Origin of the sequence: uncultured Succiniclasticum sp., assembly GCF_902793885.1 — a bacterium.
Classification (GTDB): domain Bacteria; phylum Bacillota; class Negativicutes; order Acidaminococcales; family Acidaminococcaceae; genus Succiniclasticum.
The window spans coordinates 1-16916 of the sequence record NZ_CADBFF010000021.1 but is presented as its reverse complement, the minus strand read 5'-3'; the positions used below and the strand labels follow the sequence as shown (position 1 = coordinate 16916).

The following is a 16916-nucleotide window of genomic DNA, read 5'->3' as shown; positions in this document are numbered from 1 at the left end:
GGGCTTTTTTTTATACTATTTTTATACTTTTTCTATCGGTTTTTTGCTTCCGGAACCCGTTTTAACGAGAGTCCGATCCGCCCCCGGGCCTCATCAATGCTGATAATCATCACGTCCACGATGTCCCCGGTGGAAACAATATCCAGCGGGTGTTTGAAACGCCGGTTGGACAGTTCGGAGCGGTGGATCAGTCCGTTGACTTTCAGGCCGATATCCACGAAGCAGCCGAAGTCCACAACATTGCGGATCGTTCCTTTCACGATGGAACCAATCTGCAGCTCGCTGAGCTTTGTAACATTTTTACGGCTCAGGGGAGCCGGCGAATCTTCCCGGGGATCCCGGCCCGGTTTTGCCAGGGCCTGCAGGATATCGGTAACGGTAGGCAGACCGGCCTGCAGGTGTTCCGCAATTCGTTTCGGATCGGCTTTGGCGGCAGCTAATTGAACGGCAGGGCTGCCGCTGTTTTCTTTTTTGCAGCCTAATTCTGCCAGAATTTTTTCCGTCAGTTCATAGCTCTCCGGATGGACCGGCGTATTGTCCAGCGGATTGGTTCCGTTGGCAATGCGCAGAAAGCCGGCGCACTGGGTAAAGGCGGCCGGACCTAAACGGGGCACTTTCAGTAGTTCTTTGCGGTTGCGGAAGCGCCCGTTTTCGTTACGGTAGGCTATAATATTTTTGGCTACGGCGCTGCTGACGCCTGCAACATAGCTTAATAATGCAGGGGAGGCGGTGTTCAGTTCCACACCCACATGGTTTACGCAGCTTTCTACCACGTCGCCTAACGCGTTGCCCAGTTCTTTCTGGTTGACATCGTGCTGGTACTGGCCTACGCCAATGGCTTTCGGCTCGATTTTGACCAGCTCGGCCAGGGGATCCTGGATGCGCCGGGCGATGGAAACGGCGCCCCGGAGAGAAACGTTCAGATCCGGAAGTTCTTCTTTGGCCAGCGGGGAGGCAGAGTACACCGATGCCCCCGCTTCGCTGACGATTAAATACGACAAATTCAGTTTATGCTTTTCAATCATTTTGGCGGTGAACTCTTCCGTCTCGAACGAAGCGGTTCCGTTGCCGATGGTAACCAGGGTAACGCCAAACTCTCTCACCAGTTTGACAAAATGAGCTTCCGCTTCATCCTGCTGGCGCTGGCTTCCGATGATGTACAGGGTGTCGGTGGCCAGCACTTTGCCCTGGGGATCGATGACCGCAGTCTTGCAGCCGGTACGGTACCCGGGATCCAGACCGATGACGGTATGGCCTGCGATAGGCTGTTGCAACAGCAGCTGCCGCAGGTTGACAGAGAATACGTTGATGGCCTGCTTTTCCGCTTTTTCAGTCAGCTCATTGCGGATTTCGCGCTCAATGGAAGGGAAAATCAGGCGTTTATACGCATCGGCACAGGCTTCCGCATACATGGCGGAAAAGGCGGTGCCCTCTTTGATCTTCAGGAAGCGGTGCAGTTCTGCCAGCATGCTTTCTTCCGGATAATTCAGCGCCAGCTTCAGGTATTTCAGCTTTTCGCCCCGGTTTAGGGCCAGCGTGCGGTGAGGCGGCAGTTGTTTCACAGGTTCGCTGTACTCTTTGTACATAAGGAAATCCTTGCCGGTGACCTCATCGGTTGCAAGAACAGAGGAAATCTGTGCGTTCTGCCATAAAATGCGGCGGATCAGGGCCCGGACATCGGCCCGGTCGGAAATATTTTCCGCTACAATATCCTGGGCGCCCTTCCAGGCATCGCTTTCCGTTTCCACGCCTTTTTCCGCATTGATAAAAGGCGCTGCCAGTTCGGCTAAGCTTTTCGGCGTATCTGCCTGCAGTACAATAAAACTGGCCAGCGGTTCCAGTCCTTTTTCCCGGGCAATCTGCGCCCGGGTCCTCTTTTTGGGTCGGTAGGGCAGGTACAGATCTTCCAGAACCTGCATTTTTTCCGCGGCCATGATCTGCTGTTCCAGTTCCGGCGTCAGCTTTTCCTGTTCCCGGATAGAGTTTAAAATTTCCTCCCGGCGTGCGTCCAGATTGCGCAGGTACTGGGCCCGGGTTTCCACATTGCGGATCTGTTCTTCATCTAATGAGCCGGTGGCTTCTTTACGATACCGGGCGATAAAGGGAACCGTGTTGCCGTCGTCCAGTAATTGCAGCGCGGCTTCCGCCTGCGCCGGTTTAATGTTTAATTCTTTTGCCAGTAATAATACAATTTTCTCCATTAGTAAACATACCTTTCTTAAAAAATGAAGGGATAAAAGAGGTTTGCGAATTTGCTCTTTCTTCACCATTATATCACTTGTCAAAGGGAAAAAGATACGATAAAATAATTTTATAATTTATATATTAGTAGAGCGCGTCTTTGAAAGCAGTATTTTACAGTTGTTGACGTGCCATTTTGACAATTTTCAGGAGATATCAGACTGTTATGATTGAAAAATATATTGAACACACATTATTGAAACCGGAAGCGACCACGGCAGATATAATCAAACTGTGCCAGGAAGCCCGTGAACATAACTTCCTGGGTGTTTGTATCAATCCCTGTTTCGTACCGCTGGCGAAACATCTGCTGGCGGGAACGGCGGTGAAAGTCGTGACCGTCGTAGGGTTCCCTTTAGGCTGCGATGAGCCGGAAGTGAAAGCAGAAGCGACCCGTCGCGCGGTGCAGAACGGCGCAGACGAAATCGATATGGTCATCAACGTGGGCGCGTTGAAGGGCCGGGACAACGCCTATGTGGTGGAAGATATCCGCCAGGTGGTCGCTGCGGCAGGGAAAGCCCCTGTTAAAGTTATTATTGAGGCGTGCCTGTTAAATGAAGAAGAAAAAATCCGTGCCTGCCGGATGATTGCCCAGGCTGGGGCTGCGTTTGTAAAAACGAGCACCGGGTTTAACAAAGGCGGCGCGACGGTGGAAGATGTGGCTCTGTTGTCCGGGGAAGCAAAAAATCTCGGACTGCGGGTAAAAGCTGCGGGAGGAATCCGGGATTACGCAACGGCAAAGGCCATGCTGAAAGCCGGAGCGGAACGGTTAGGCTGCAGCGCCGGAGTCAGGCTGGCGGAAGAAGAGGCCCGGGCATGAGCTGTTTCCAGGTAGCAGTACTGGCCAGCGGCAGCAAAGGCAATGCGACCGTGATGCGCTGCGAAGCCGGAATGGTGCTGGTAGACGCGGGCATATCCTGCCGCCGTATCGTGCAGGGAATGCAGAAGCTGGGGCTTCATCCCGAAAATCTGGACGGGGTGTTTATCACCCATGAACACATCGACCATGTGAAAGGGCTGGAGACGTTTACCAAAAAGTACCCTGTTCCCATCTATGCTAGTGCCGGAACCTGGCGGGGCATTAAGCAGACCTTGCCACGGATTGACCTGCAGTTATGCAACCGGCATATCTTTGCACCCCAGACGGAACTCACGCTGGGCGGTCTGCAGGTGCGCAGCTTTTCTGTATCGCACGATGCGCAGGAACCGGCCGGGTATTCGTTCCGGTGCAAGGGCCATACCTTCAGTTACGTAACGGATACCGGGTATGTCAGCGATATTGTAAAACGCGAGTTGGACGGAGCCGAAGTGCTGGTAATTGAAACCAATCACGACCCCATCCTGCTGAAAAACGGAAGCTATCCGCCGGTGCTTCAGAAGCGTATTTTAGGAACCCGGGGACACCTGGCCAACGAGACGGCCGGCCGACTGCTGACAACGATGAAAGCATTGCCACGGCAGGTTTTTCTGGCACACCTGAGCCAGGAGAACAATACGCCGGATCTGGCCTTGTCCACAGTCCAGGGTATTGTTACACAGCAATGCCCGAACGCAATGATTCAGTTCTATGTCACTTCGCAGGACGAAGTAGTTAAAAATAGAGAATGGGAGGATTACCATGAGCAAAACATTTTTGAATAAGGCAGGTAAATTAACCTTCAGCTTATTGCTGGCAATGAGTATGCTGTTTAGTGGCTGCGGCGGCGACAGCGGCAAGGCTGCGGCTCCGGATGCCAACAAGAAACCGGCGGCTCCGGCAACGGAACAGGCGGCGCAGAAGAACGCTGAAAAGAAAGCGGAAGAAATTGACAAGAAGATGTCCGGCGCACGGAATACGCCTATCGTACAGGCTGCTAAAAAGGTTGGGCCTACGGTCGTGGGTATTACCAACAAGGCGTATGTACGGGACTTTTTCAACCGGGTGCAGCTGGCGGAACGTGGCTACGGTTCCGGTGTTATCTATGATAAATCCGGTCTGATCGTGACCAATAACCACGTGGTGGACGGAGCGTCCGAAATCATCGTGAGCCTGGCGGACGGACGCAGTGCCCAGGGTAAAGTGCTGGGAACAGACGCAGCCACGGACCTGGCTGTAGTAAAGATTGATCTGGACAATCTGCCGGTTGCCGAGTTCGGTGACTCCTCTACGGTGCAGGTGGGCGAACCGGCCATTGCCATCGGCAACCCGCTGGGTATGGAATTCCGGGGCAGCGTAACTGTGGGCATTATCTCCGCCCTGAACCGTTCCGTGGAAATCGGGGAAAAGAAGTTCACCCTGTTCCAGACAGACGCAGCCATCAACCCGGGTAACTCCGGCGGCGCCCTGGTGAACGCGGACGGTGAAATCATCGGTATCAACAGCGCCAAGATTGGCGTATCCAATGTAGAGGGCATGGGCTTTGCCATTCCTATCAATAATGTAAAACCCATCATCAAAGAACTGGCGGCCAAAGGCCGGGTAGCTCACCCGTATGTAGGCGCGTCCCTTATTGACAAAGACATTGCCAAACATTACGGCTTCGATATGGACCTGCATGACGGCCTGTTTATCATGAAGCTGTCCAAGGGCGGCCCGCTGGCCCGCTCCGGCGCACGCACCGGCGATATCATCACCGAGTTTAACGGGGTGAAAGTTCATACCGTTGCCGCATTGCGGGATGAAATTGCGAAACACCAGGTGGGCGACCAGGTGAATATCACCATTCTGCGAAACGAGACCCAGATGACGCTGGCCGTAACCCTGCAGGAATATCCGAGAAGCTGATTGGCCCGAATGTGAAGTTTTGCATCAGAAACCTGCTTTTGCAATGAAGAAGTTTCAGGCCTATGTGGCTGTTAAAAATTGAAGAGCCGCCCGTACCTGGGCGGCTTTTTTCAACACCAGTCAGATTGTTAATTGTTTGCAACAAAAAGTTGCAATGCATGTTTCATTGCCGGAACACGAATTTGATTTATGGTTCAAAAAATTTAACGGTGAACACCTATGAAAATTACCATTGCCTGCGTAGGCAAACTGAAAGAAAAATATCTGACGGCAGCCATGGATGAATATGTGAAACGGCTGCAGCCTTTCTGCAAACTGGAGATTATAAGCATCAATGAAGAAAAAATGCCGCAGGAGCCTTCGGAAGCTGAACGGATGCAGGTGCTGGAAAAGGAAACACAACGGCTGCTGTCCATAATTCCTGAGCATTCCTATGTAATTCTGCTGGACTTACAGGGAAAGCAGATTACCAGTCCGGAACTGGCGGAAAAAATGGATGCGCTGGCAGTACAGGGCGTCAGCCATATTACGTATGTCATCGGCGGCGCTTTCGGCTATACGGATGCGTTGCGGAAAAAAGCGGACTTCCGCTGGTCCTTTTCCAAACTGACCTTTACGCACCAGATGATCCGCGTGCTGCTGGCGGAACAGATTTACAGAGCGTTTAAGATCAGTAAGGGGGAAAAGTATCATTGGTAAACGATTAAGAGTTTGTATGACGGCGTGAAGCGGCAGGGAAAAGACATTGCAAAACGCTCACGGCTTGCTATTCCATGGACTCATTTGCCTGTGGCTTCGGAACTCGGGACTTCGTCCCTCAGACAGCCTCGCCACGACGGCATATTTCATCTCATGGAATGACGCAACCCGTTTGAAGTTTTGCTCATGCCTTTTCCCTGCCAGCATCACGTTACCGCTGCTTCCCCTTTTTTATAAAATGGTAATGCACCATACTCAATTTTAGTGTATAATGTTTTTAGAAAGACTAGCTTTTTTTAAAAGTCTGAAAATATATTCTTGACACCTGGAGGGAGGAGATCCGATGAAAACCTGGAAACGTTTGTTGCAGACGACTTGTGTTGCGGCTCTGGTGGGCGCCACGGCGATGACCGTGACGGCTTCTGCCGCAAAGGCACCTGTAGCGAAAGCACCGGAAAAAATCCCCGTCATTCTGGACGCGGACATGGTGGATTTGTTTGATGACGGCGTAGCCTTACTGATATTGGCCCAGTCTCCCAAAGTAGACTTAAAGGGCGTAACGGTGGTGATTGGCAACAGCTGGGTTGAAGACGGCGTAGCCAGCACGATTCGTCATCTGGAAGGCATCGGCAGGACCGATATACCGGTTTTTGCCGGCAATAACAAACCGACCCGGCCCGGCCGTATCGAAAATATTAAGGCAGAAAAGAAACTGTGGGGCCGCGGCCACGACTCCCACTTGGGCGCAGCGGGGTATCCTAAGCCTGCTTCCTGGCAGGAAACGTACCGGGAACGGTATAAGAGCGAGCCTACCGTTGGGCCGAAGGCGGAAGACGCCAGCGATTTTATCATCCGTACCATTAAAGAAAATCCTCATAAAGTGACGATTGTAGGGATCGGCACCGGCGGCAATATTGCCAAAGCGTTGGAAAAAGATCCGTCCATCGCCCCGCTGGCTAAGGAAATCGTATACATGGCAGGCGCGTTCCTGCACGCGGGTAATGTAATGCCTACCGCGGAGTTTAATGTGTGGCTGGATCCGGAATCCGCAAAGAAGGAATATCGCGGAGCCTGGCCCAAACAGACCTTCTTCCCGCTGGATGTATGTGAAAACGAAAGAATCAATTACAAGAATTTCCTGGATCTGGAAAAGCGGGTAAAAAATCCCGTCTTTAAACATATGTGGGAAAATCATTACCAGACCCCGCTGTTCCGGAATAATCAAAAATTCGAGAACTATATCTGGGATGTACTGGCCGCGTCTTATGTGCTTGATCCGTCCATCGTTACCGAAGAAGTGTTCATGCCGGTTGACGTAAACGATACCTACTCCCTGTCTTACGGTGAGACGCTGGCCTTTGCGGGGCCGGGACCGGAAGGTTCCCAAAAGGCTCACATCGTACAGAAGATTGACCGCAAGAAAGTCTGGAAAATCGTAACGGATACCTTTGATAAATTATAAGGAACTGTTGAACCTGTGCCGTTCGCATGGTCGATGACAAACATTCCGGCGAACGGACCGGCGGTTCCAAGGTTATGTTGTAAACGTAGAGGAACTTGTTTATGAATCTCTTTACCCCTGCTGAATTTACGGAGAATTATGCCCAGGCTGGCGTGAAAAAAGCGTCATTGCCAGTCGGTAAAATGCTTTTGCTGGGTATGCTGGCCGGTTTCCTGATTGCTATGGGCGGCGCCACGGCCAGTACCGCGTCCCATGCTATCCCCAATGCGGGGCTTGCGAAGATGGTCAGCGGTCTGCTGTTCCCCTTTGGTCTGGCCATGGTCATTCTTACCGGCGCAGAATTATTTACCGGAAACGTGTTAATCAATATTTCCGTTTTTGAAGGAAAAACAGGATTCGGTTCCATGCTGCGCAACTGGGTGTGGGTGTATATCGGTAATTTCTGCGGCGCTATTCTGGTAGCAGCGGGAATGGCGTTTTTAGGATGCCTGAATTTGTCCGGCGGCGGCTTTGCCGTGTCGGCTATCAAGGTGGCGGCGGCCAAAAATTCGATTCCGTTTCTGACGGCGGTGGGACTGGGCTTTTTCTGTAATGTGCTGGTAACCATTGGCGTACTGATCAGTCTGGGCTCTAAAGATACCATCGGACGTTTCATCGGAGCCTATATGCCGGTAGCTTTCTTCGTCATCTGCGGCTTTGAGCACAGCATTGCCAACATGTATTATGTGCCCGCCGGTATTTTTGCCGCTTCGAACCCGACCTATCAGGCGCTGGCTGTGAAAGCCGGAGTCAATCTTGCCAACGTCAGCTGGGGAAGTTTCGTTATGGGAAATCTCCTGCCCGTGACGCTGGGCAATATATTAGGCGGACTTGCCATCAGTTTTATCTTCTGGTATTGTTACGGGAAAAAATAAAAAACAAACTGGTTTATGTCAGAAACTTTATATTATACTGTCTGATCATAACCGAGCTAAAGCCTGCTTGCAATACAGCAGGCTTCTTTTATAAAAGGTGGATTTATGTTACTTCTTTCGATTGAGAATCTGGCCCACAGTTATGGGGAACGGACGCTTTTTAAAAATGTAAATTTCAATATTGAAACCGGAGATAAAATCGGCCTCATCGGTATCAACGGTACAGGGAAATCCACATTGCTGCGGCATATTGCGGAACTGGACGGGGGCAAGGACCCGGAAACGGGTGAACCGGGAAAGATTATCCCGAACGGTACCTGCGTCATTGAATATCTGCCGCAGGACCCTCCTTTTGCCCCGGATGCCACGGTGATCGAGCAGATTTTCCGGGGCGATTCCCCCATGATGAAACTGCTGCGGAGCTATGAAACCGTGTTAGATGAAACGGCGCTGCATCCGAATGATGCAGCGGTGCAGCGGAGACTACTGGAAGTGCAACAGCAGATGGACCAGCATTTTGCCTGGCAGCTGGAAAGCGAGGCAAAGGCTGTATTAAACCGTTTGGGGATTTCGAATTTCAATCAGAAGATGAAGACCCTGTCCGGCGGGCAGCGCAAGCGGGTAGCCCTGGCCGGCGTGCTGGTGCGTCCCTCCGATTTGCTGATCCTGGATGAGCCGACGAACCACATGGACAATGAAACCGTTGCCTGGCTGGAGGGACAGCTACAGAAACGTAAAGGCGCGCTGCTGATGGTGACCCACGACCGGTATTTCTTCGACCGCGTCATCAACCGCACGCTGGAACTGGATAACGGCACTGCCTATCTGTACACCGCTAACTACAGCGGCTTCCTGAAAAAAAGAGCGGAGCGGAGGGAACTGGAAAGCGCGGCGGCCCGTAAGCTGCAGAATATTTACCGGCGGGAGCTTGCCTGGATCAGCCGGGGTGCGGAAGCCCGCCGTACTAAAAAGAAGGACCGGGTAGAACGATTTGCGGAAATCGAAGCGGCTGCCAAAGAAAAGGTGAACCGGCAGGAACTGGAAATCACTTCCGCGGCGACCCGCCTTGGCAAGACGGTGGTGGAACTGGAACACGTATCCTGTTTTTATGAAGGGATTGAATACATCCACGATTTCAGTTATATCCTGCTGCGGGATGACCGGGTGGGAATCATCGGCTCCAACGGTGTGGGGAAGACCACCCTGATGGATATCATTGCCGGACGCCTGCAGCCTGACAGCGGTAAGGTAACCATCGGGCAGACGGTGAAGATTGGTTATTTTTCCCAGCACAGTGAGTTTCCCGACACCAGGGAGCGTGTGCTGGAATACATACGGGACGCGGGCAATTATGTGCTGGCGGCAGACGGGACCTATATCAGCGCGGCCATGATGCTGGAACGGTTCCTGTTCCCGCCGGAACTGCAGTGGGTGCCCATCAGCAAACTCAGCGGAGGGGAACAGCGGAGGCTGTACCTGCTGCGCATTCTGATGGAAGCGCCGAACGTGCTGCTGCTGGACGAACCTACCAATGACCTGGATATCCCTACGCTGTCGGTACTGGAAGAGTATCTGGATACCTTTGCGGGGGCTGTGATTGCTGTGTCCCATGACCGATATTTCCTGGACCGTTTTGCCAGACGAATCTTTGCCGTTGAGGCAGGCGGTGTGCTGCGGCAGTACCCCGGTGGCTACAGCGATTACGAAAGAAGCAGGCAGCTGGAGGCGCTGGAGCAGGAAGAACTGAAAGGCACCGGCGAAGTGCTGCAGAAAAATTCGCAAAACAAAAAGAAACCGGCAGAGAAGAACCGGACTGCAGGTTCCGGTGACGGTGCAAAAAGAGAACAGGCTGAAGCGGATGGAATGGGTGAAAAAGAAACCGAAAACAAATCTGCCGGCCTTACGTTCAGTGAAAAAATTGAACTGGAAAAGCTGGAAGAAACCATAGCGGGAAAAGAAGCGGAAAGCAAAATGATTTCCCGGGAAATAACCCTGGCCGGGAATGACTATGAAAAAATAGCGCAATTATCAGACGACTTAAACCGGGTGGAAAAGGAACTGGAAACGCTGACGGAACGCTGGCTGGAACTCAGTGATAAAGAAGGATAGATAAGATATATAAAAAGGAATTTAGCAAGCTATAAAATATTCCGGCAAGGACAAGGCAACACAAACCCGTCAATGACTGCTATTCCATGGATTTATTCGCCTGTGGCTTCGGAACTCGGGACTTCGTCCCTCAAACAGCCTCGCCACGACGGCTCATTTCATCTCATGGAATGACGCAATCGTTGCCGATGGTTTGCTTATGCCTTGCCCTTGCGGCATAATCTTATGCTTGCAGATCCTGTTTTAGCCCTTTACAAATTTAGCAAGATAAAGTATAATAAATATACCATAAATATGAGGAAGGGGTTTTCCATCGTGAAAAAGATTTGTCTGGTATTATTTTCCATAATGATGATGCTTATGGTTGTGGGCTGCGGCAACAGCGGTCCGAAAAAGATGGTTATCGGCCTGGACGATAACTTTGCTCCTATGGGGTTCCGCAACGAGAAAAATGAAATTGTCGGCTTCGACATCGATCTGGCAAGGGAAGCCTGCAAACGCGCGGGCATGGAAGTTACTTTCAAACCCATTGACTGGAGCGCCAAGGAAGCCGAGCTGAACGGCAAGCGTATCGACGCTATCTGGAACTGCTTCACCATCAACCCGGAACGTGAGAAAGTGATCCAGTTCTCCAAACCCTACATCAACAACTGCCAGGTTGTGGCCGTGCCCGTCGATTCCAAAGTCGAGACGCTGGCTGATTTGAAAGGCAAAACCGTCGGCGTGCAGGACGATTCCACCGGCAGCTATCTGCTGGACGGCAAGTATGCTGATCTGCGCAAAGGCCTGAAAGAATACAAAAAATATCCTGACTTCGCTGCAGCATTCCTGGACATCGACTCCAAACGTCTGGATGCGGTTGTTGTGGACGAAATCTTGGTCCGTTACTACATGAAGAAGGCTCCCGGCAAGTACAAAGTGCTGAAAGAAGACTTGGGCAAAGAAGTTGTGGGCGTTGGTTTCCGCAAGGACGACAAGGAATTTGCGGCCCGCATCGACAAGATTCTGGACGAAATGAAGAAAGACGGTACCTGCAAGAAGATCTCCATGCAGTGGTTCGGTACGGACATCACCCGCTACGAGGATAAAAAATAATCCTTCGGCAACGGAAGGCTGCGCAAACCTGTGAATCGGACCGGTTCTTGCAGGCAACTGACGTTGTTGTTACATCTATCTTAAAGAAAATAACAGCAAGGCCGATGGTTTGTACCACCGGCCTTTGCGTGCGTTAAGGAGCCGCTGATTTTCTCTTCTGCTGTTATGCAGGCTGAAGCAGCAGCCGTTCCTGAAATAACGGAGCATTTTATGGACTATATCATTTCAATTATTCCCCAGATGCTGCTGGGGACCGTAGACACCTTACGGCTTTTCTTTATTACAATTGTGCTGGCGATTCCCCTGGGCATCCTTCTTGCGTTCTGCAGGGTTTCGTCTTTTAAGATACTGCGCAACGCGGTGGCGGCCTATGTGTATGTGCTGCGTGGCACGCCCCTGATGCTGCAGCTTCTGTTTGTGTATTTCGGCCTGCCCTTTATCCCGGTCATCGGCGTCCGCCTGGATGATTTCCCGGCGGCGGTGCTGGCCTTTGTGCTGAACTACGGCGCTTATTTCTGTGAAATTTTCCGCGCCGGTATCCAGGCGATCCCCAAAGGACAGTATGAAGCGGCCAAAACCCTGGGCATGAATTATGTGCAGACCATGAAGCGGATCATCCTGCCCCAGGTCTTTAAAATTATTCTGCCTCCGGTCAGCAACGAAACCATTACCCTGGTAAAAGATACGTCATTAATCTACGTGCTGGCCATGAACGACCTGCTGCGCACCACCCGGAACCTGGTGCAGCGCGATTTTAACATTATGCCGTTCGTGGTGGCCGCCGTGTTTTATCTGGTGATGACGTTAATTCTTACTTTTGGGTTCAACAAACTGGAAAAGCATTTCGCAAGATGGGACTGAGAGATTATGCGTAAGATAGAAGCAAGGAACGTTTGTAAAAAATTTGATGAGCTGGAAGTGCTGAAAGGCATTGACATGACCGTGGACGAAGGGGAAGTCGTTGCCATCATCGGGCCTTCCGGCGGCGGCAAGAGCACCTTTCTCCGCTGTCTGAACAAACTGGAAACCATCAACGGGGGAACCATTTTAGTCGATGGGGAAACGCTGGTGAGCACGGACGAAAAGGGAAATGTGAATTATGCCGGAAATTCCTCTCAGATTGCCTGCAAAATGGGCATGGTGTTCCAGCAGTTTAACCTGTTTCCCCACATGACGGTGCTGGAAAACCTGATGGAAGCGCCGGTGCATGTACAGAAACGGAATCCGGCGGAGGTGCAGAAAGAAGCGGAAGCCCTGCTGGAAAAGGTTGGCCTGCTGGATAAACGGGACCAGTATCCCCTGCGCCTGTCCGGCGGGCAGCAGCAGCGTGTGGCCATTGCCCGGGCCCTTTGCATGAATCCGGATATCATGCTCTTTGACGAACCCACATCTTCCCTGGATCCGGAGTTGACGGGGGAAGTGCTGCGAACCATGCGCAGCCTGGCAGAAGAGCATATGACCATGGTTGTGGTGACCCACGAGATGGGGTTTGCCCGGGAAGTGGCGACAAAAGTGCTCTTTATGGCCGACGGATACATCCAGGAGCAGGGGGCGCCGGAAGAAATATTCGGACATCCGAAAAATGAACGGCTCAAGAGTTTCCTGAAGAGTATCTTGAAATGAGTGGCAGATAAATTACCATGATGTGGTTTCCGAATCAAACAATTTGTTATGACTCGGTAAAAAATATGCTGTTGTAATTCGGGAGGTTTCCTGATGAATGAACTGGAAAACAAACGAAAAAAACTGGAAAATATATTAGAAGAGATGGGCAACGTGGCCGTTGCTTTCAGCGGCGGCGTCGATTCCGCCCTGCTGCTGGCCGTGGCGGCGCGGATGTATCACGTAAAGCTGATTGCGGTGACGGCGACCTCCATAAGCTATGCAGAGCATGAAAAGGACGATGCCCAGCGCTTTGCCCAGCGTATGGGCGTGAAGCACCGCTATCTGGATTTTGACCAGATGAGCATTCCTGAATTTGTGGCTAACGGGCCGGAACGTTGCTATTATTGTAAAAAGGCTATCTTCAGCGCGATTCAGGCGTATGTGGCAGAAGACGGATTTACCAATGTGGTGGACGGCAGCAATGCGGATGACGTGAAAGAATACCGTCCGGGGTCAAAGGCGCTGGCTGAATTAGGCATCCGGAGCCCGTTGAGGGAGGCAGGCCTCAGTAAAGACGAGATTCGTAAACTGAGCCGGGACATGGGGCTCTTTACGGCGTCCAAACCGTCATATGCCTGTCTTGCGACCCGTATCCAGTACGGAGAGCCCATTACGCCGGAAAAGCTGGCCCGGGTCGAACAGGCAGAAGATTTCCTGGCGAAGCTGGGCTTTACCCATATCCGGGTGCGCAGTTACGGAACTCTGGTGCGCATTGAAGTGGAACCGTCCCAAATCACCCTGATGGCGCAGGTGAATACCCGCAACAAAATTGTTGCCCGTTTTAAGGAACTGGGCTACAATTACATTACGCTGGACCTGGCAGGATTCCGCAGCGGCAGCATGGATGCAGGGCTGCCGAAACCGCAGCAGAACTGCTAAAGGGACAGTAACGCCGTCAGTCGCGCAGGCGTCGGCCGGCGTGCGGGGGAATGAATCCGGGTTTTGGTAAGGTCATAAAATAAAAAACTCCGTTACCTTTTCAGATAACGGAGTTATTTTTATGTGGCAGCGCCAATGGGAATTGAACCCATGATTTCGCCTTGAGAGGGCGACGTCTTGACCTCTTGACCATGGCGCCGTGAGATTACGTAACTATTATACTACAAATCTGCCAAAAGTGAAAACCATATCGGCAAATTTTTTCAGATAAAAAAATGGCTCCGGGACTAGGGCTCGAACCCAGACAAGAAGATCCAGAATCTCCTGTGCTACCATTACACCATCCCGGAGTGAGTACTTGTTTATGATAGCGCAATAGTAAGAAAATGTCAATAGTTTTTTTAACATTTTCTTAAAAGTTTTTTAATCAGCGTCTCCTTACGCACGGCGGTATGGTTCTGTTTTTCGTTCGGGAACTTGAATGAGGCGGGAACGAATGGAAAGTTTTTTGTTCTGTTCGCTTTTCATTTATAAAAAACGTGCTATAATAAAAACGAACAACTGTTTCAAAATGATAAGCGCTGGTTTCAAAACGACAAACTTTGCCGTTGGAGTAGGGCTCTGAACGGATTAACCGGAAAGAACGGAAAGGAAAGCACAGTGACCGGAGTATCACACAGCATTGTTACCTTTGCCACACTGTATGTGGCGACCCATAACGTATTCATCGCCGGCAGCGCCATGCTTGGCAGTCTGTTTCCGGACAAGTCGGAAGGCTTGTTCTGGCAGTCCGCGCATCGTTCCTGTTCCCACTGGTTTGTACTGTATGTGGCAGCGCTGGCCTTTTTCTGGACGCCGGACGTGTTGTCTGTGACCGGGGTACAGATGTGGCAGGCGGGCCTCATACCGATGATGCGGCGGTTCCTTTTCTGGTTTGCCGCCGGGGGACTGCTCCATATACTGGAAGACGCCGTCTGCGGACCGGTACCGGTGCTGTATCCCACCAAACGGATGACGGTGCTGCCCCGCCTGTTCAAAGTGGGCTCGGTGGGGGAGTGCCTTTTTGTCATAGCATATTGCGCGGTTCTGTATCTGATTGCGATAAAACTGTAGGAGGGTTTCGCCGTTTTCCGGTTCTGACAGGCAGGGAAGCTGGCGTAACTGCGTTGCGGGACATTGACGCAGTCAGTTACAAAAGCACCGGTCAGCGTACAGACGAATGAATCAGTGTTTCCTTTATAATTCACTGTAAAATGATCCGGCGGAATGATATAATAGGAATGGGTTACGGAGAGGAATGAATCAGCTTCTCCTTAATTCAAATCTTATGCATAGTAACCTATAGAACGGAGATAACACGATGCACCAGTATTTATTTCATATAGGCGATTTCCCCATACGCATGTACGGGCTAATGCTCACCCTTGCAATTTTTCTGGCCACCGGCACGGCGTATTTTCTGGCGCGGCAGGACGGCCGCTGGCACGAGCACGTGCTGGATATCGGCATTTACGGCGGCTTTGCCGGGCTGATCGGCGCCCGCCTCTGGGATGTTTTTTTCTTTGACTGGAGTTATTACCAGAATCACCTGCTGGAGATTCCCTTTGTGTGGCAGGGGGGGATGGCGGTCCAGGGGGGCATGCTTGGCGGTTTGCTTACCGGTATTGTGTATTGCAAGCTGCATAAGATCGACTGGCTGGCGCTGGCGGATATCGTCTGTCCGGCCATGATCTTGGGACAGGCGGTAGGCCGTATGGCCAATCTGCTGAACGGGGATGCCTTCGGCGCGCCTACCGGCGACGACTTTGGTATTATTTACCCCGAGGGGACCCTGGCCCGTGCCACGTACGGAACCCAGCCTTTATGGCCTGCGGAAGTGTGGGAGGGCCAGCTTGATGTGGTAGTGTTTGCGCTGCTGCTGGTGTTCCGCGCGTTTCCCCATGCCAAAGGGCAGGCGTTATGTCTCTACGGTTTCCTGTATTCGCTGGAACGTTTCTGTCTGGAATTTCTGCGGGGCGATTACGCGGAACCCTGGCTCTTCGGATTTACCAGCGCCCAGGCTACCAGCGCCGGGTTCATGCTGGTGTGCCTCGGTTTCTTCCTGTACTTTGGGTATTTGGCGAAGCACGATCCGGAACGGATGATGGCGCCGCCGGATCACCACTTAGGCGGGAAATAACGGCTTTCCAGTTTGTTTTCGGCAGAGAAGATGATCCAGCCGCGGCCCGGCACGACTTCCAGATTCGCCGTACCTTTAAAAATCTGGACAACATTGGATTCCGGCGTTGCGTCTTTTGCCGTCAGCGTGTATTGGATGGAGAGCATATCAGGACCGTCGGCCACGTTCACCGTATCGCTGATCACGCTGCTTACCGTTGTGGTGAATCCGTTACAGAATGCGGAAAAACTGCCAAAGGATTTTTTGTAGCCATCACCTAAAAAACTCCAGGCCCGTCGAAATTCTTTGTTGGTGATACATTCATGGTAATCCATCAGGACGGCCCGGGCCGTTTCACGGGAATTCAGTACAACGCGGCTTAACCGTTTTCCGGTTCCGCTGTCGATCTTCCAGGAACCGTACACCCGTTTCATAACGGCAGAGCATTCAAAGGTCTGTACAACGATCTGCCTGTCGTTTTCGCGGTCTTCCGCCTTCAGCAGGTAGAATACTTCCATGGTATCGGCATCCCGCTGCAATTGACGGATATTGCTGGGCCGGCTGGAGAGGGTTGTCCGGTAACCTTCTGTAAAATTACCATAGCTTCGGAACGCGTTCTTATAATCTTCGGTAAGTATGTCCCAGGCCAGCCCCGGCTCGCCGTCGGTAATTTTATGGTGGAAATACTCCAGGGTTTCGGCCGGCGTCATGCCCGCAGGGAACGTGTGGGCGATGGGCACGCCGCCATAGGGGTTGGCGGACGCCGACAGGGCGCAGGTAAACGCAAAAACCATTGTCAGTACAAGTAAAAGAATTTTTTTCATAGGGAACTCTCCTTGTATTATAGAGTAGTAGTTTTTAGTGACCCTCTCCAAGGTCATATGCTACACTGTAGAGGATGCTGTGGATTGGTTCAGTCTCCTACCGCAA

Annotated in this window: 15 protein-coding genes and 2 tRNA genes; 13 read left to right on the top strand and 4 right to left on the bottom strand. The window is 51.7% G+C overall.

The genetic code is table 11. The features are described 5' to 3' along the window. Nucleotides 1–32: 32 nt before the first annotated feature. Nucleotides 33–2201 carry a Tex family protein gene (locus QZV31_RS10045; RefSeq protein ID WP_093729889.1) on the bottom strand — a complete coding sequence of 723 codons (2169 nt, stop codon included), beginning with the start codon at nt 2199–2201 and terminating at the stop codon, nt 33–35. 206 nt (nt 2202–2407) lie between these two features. Here QZV31_RS10045 and deoC point away from each other — a divergent pair, with 206 nt between their 5' ends. The 11 genes from deoC to larE all read left to right on the top strand — a co-directional run bounded on the left by deoC (nt 2408) and on the right by larE (nt 13828). Next, the gene (gene deoC, locus QZV31_RS10040) at nt 2408–3061 is read left to right on the top strand and encodes a deoxyribose-phosphate aldolase (RefSeq protein WP_295360141.1); all 654 of its coding nucleotides are present in this window, start codon (nt 2408–2410) and stop codon (nt 3059–3061) included. Next, on the top strand, nt 3058–3882 hold the full coding sequence (locus tag QZV31_RS10035; RefSeq protein WP_295360138.1) for an MBL fold metallo-hydrolase: 825 nt from the start codon (nt 3058–3060) through the stop codon (nt 3880–3882). Before deoC ends, QZV31_RS10035 begins: the two co-directional genes overlap by 4 nt. Then, a complete protein-coding gene (locus QZV31_RS10030; protein ID WP_295360136.1) occupies nt 3860–5005 on the top strand; it encodes a trypsin-like peptidase domain-containing protein in 1146 nt (381 codons plus the stop codon). The genes QZV31_RS10035 and QZV31_RS10030 overlap by 23 nt, the downstream gene beginning before the upstream one ends. 219 nt (nt 5006–5224) lie before the next feature. After that, nucleotides 5225–5704: a 23S rRNA (pseudouridine(1915)-N(3))-methyltransferase RlmH gene (rlmH, locus tag QZV31_RS10025; RefSeq protein ID WP_295360133.1), complete on the top strand. Its 480-nt coding sequence runs from the start codon at nt 5225–5227 to the stop codon at nt 5702–5704. A gap of 343 nt (nt 5705–6047) precedes the next feature. Next, nucleotides 6048–7166, top strand: a complete 1119-nt coding sequence (locus QZV31_RS10020; protein WP_295360130.1) for a nucleoside hydrolase — start codon at nt 6048–6050, stop codon at nt 7164–7166. 101 nt (nt 7167–7267) lie between these two features. Continuing rightward, on the top strand, nt 7268–8080 hold the full coding sequence (locus QZV31_RS10015) for a formate/nitrite transporter family protein (protein ID WP_295360128.1): 813 nt from the start codon (nt 7268–7270) through the stop codon (nt 8078–8080). A gap of 105 nt (nt 8081–8185) precedes the next feature. Next, nucleotides 8186–10189: an ABC-F family ATP-binding cassette domain-containing protein gene (locus QZV31_RS10010; protein ID WP_295360125.1), complete on the top strand. Its 2004-nt coding sequence runs from the start codon at nt 8186–8188 to the stop codon at nt 10187–10189. Between the two features lie 312 nt (nt 10190–10501). After that, the gene (locus tag QZV31_RS10005) at nt 10502–11284 is read left to right on the top strand and encodes an amino acid ABC transporter substrate-binding protein (protein WP_093729944.1); all 783 of its coding nucleotides are present in this window, start codon (nt 10502–10504) and stop codon (nt 11282–11284) included. 210 nt (nt 11285–11494) lie between these two features. Next, the gene (locus tag QZV31_RS10000; RefSeq protein WP_295360120.1) at nt 11495–12145 is read left to right on the top strand and encodes an amino acid ABC transporter permease; all 651 of its coding nucleotides are present in this window, start codon (nt 11495–11497) and stop codon (nt 12143–12145) included. 6 nt (nt 12146–12151) lie between these two features. After that, nucleotides 12152–12907, top strand: coding sequence for an amino acid ABC transporter ATP-binding protein (locus tag QZV31_RS09995; RefSeq protein WP_295360117.1), 756 nt, complete (start codon nt 12152–12154; stop codon nt 12905–12907). Nucleotides 12908–13000: 93 nt separating this feature from the next. Next, a complete protein-coding gene (larE, locus tag QZV31_RS09990) occupies nt 13001–13828 on the top strand; it encodes an ATP-dependent sacrificial sulfur transferase LarE (protein ID WP_295360114.1) in 828 nt (275 codons plus the stop codon). A gap of 124 nt (nt 13829–13952) precedes the next feature. Here larE and QZV31_RS09985 read toward each other — a convergent pair. Both QZV31_RS09985 and QZV31_RS09980 read right to left on the bottom strand, forming a co-directional pair. Then, a tRNA-Glu gene (locus QZV31_RS09985) sits at nt 13953–14027 on the bottom strand. 77 nt (nt 14028–14104) lie between these two features. After that, nucleotides 14105–14178: transfer RNA gene (locus QZV31_RS09980), tRNA-Gln, on the bottom strand. Nucleotides 14179–14488: 310 nt separating this feature from the next. On the opposite strand from QZV31_RS09980, the gene QZV31_RS09975 reads away from it, so the two are divergent. Further along, nucleotides 14489–14941, top strand: a complete 453-nt coding sequence (locus QZV31_RS09975; RefSeq protein WP_295360111.1) for a hypothetical protein — start codon at nt 14489–14491, stop codon at nt 14939–14941. 247 nt (nt 14942–15188) lie between these two features. Beyond that, nucleotides 15189–16007, top strand: a complete 819-nt coding sequence (gene lgt, locus QZV31_RS09970; RefSeq protein WP_295360109.1) for a prolipoprotein diacylglyceryl transferase — start codon at nt 15189–15191, stop codon at nt 16005–16007. Here lgt and QZV31_RS09965 read toward each other — a convergent pair. Next, nucleotides 15986–16810 (bottom strand): hypothetical protein, encoded by an 825-nt coding sequence (locus QZV31_RS09965; protein ID WP_295360106.1) that lies wholly within the window; start codon nt 16808–16810, stop codon nt 15986–15988. The two genes, lgt and QZV31_RS09965, sit on opposite strands and share 22 nt — an antisense overlap. Between the last annotated feature and the right edge of the window lie 106 nt (nt 16811–16916).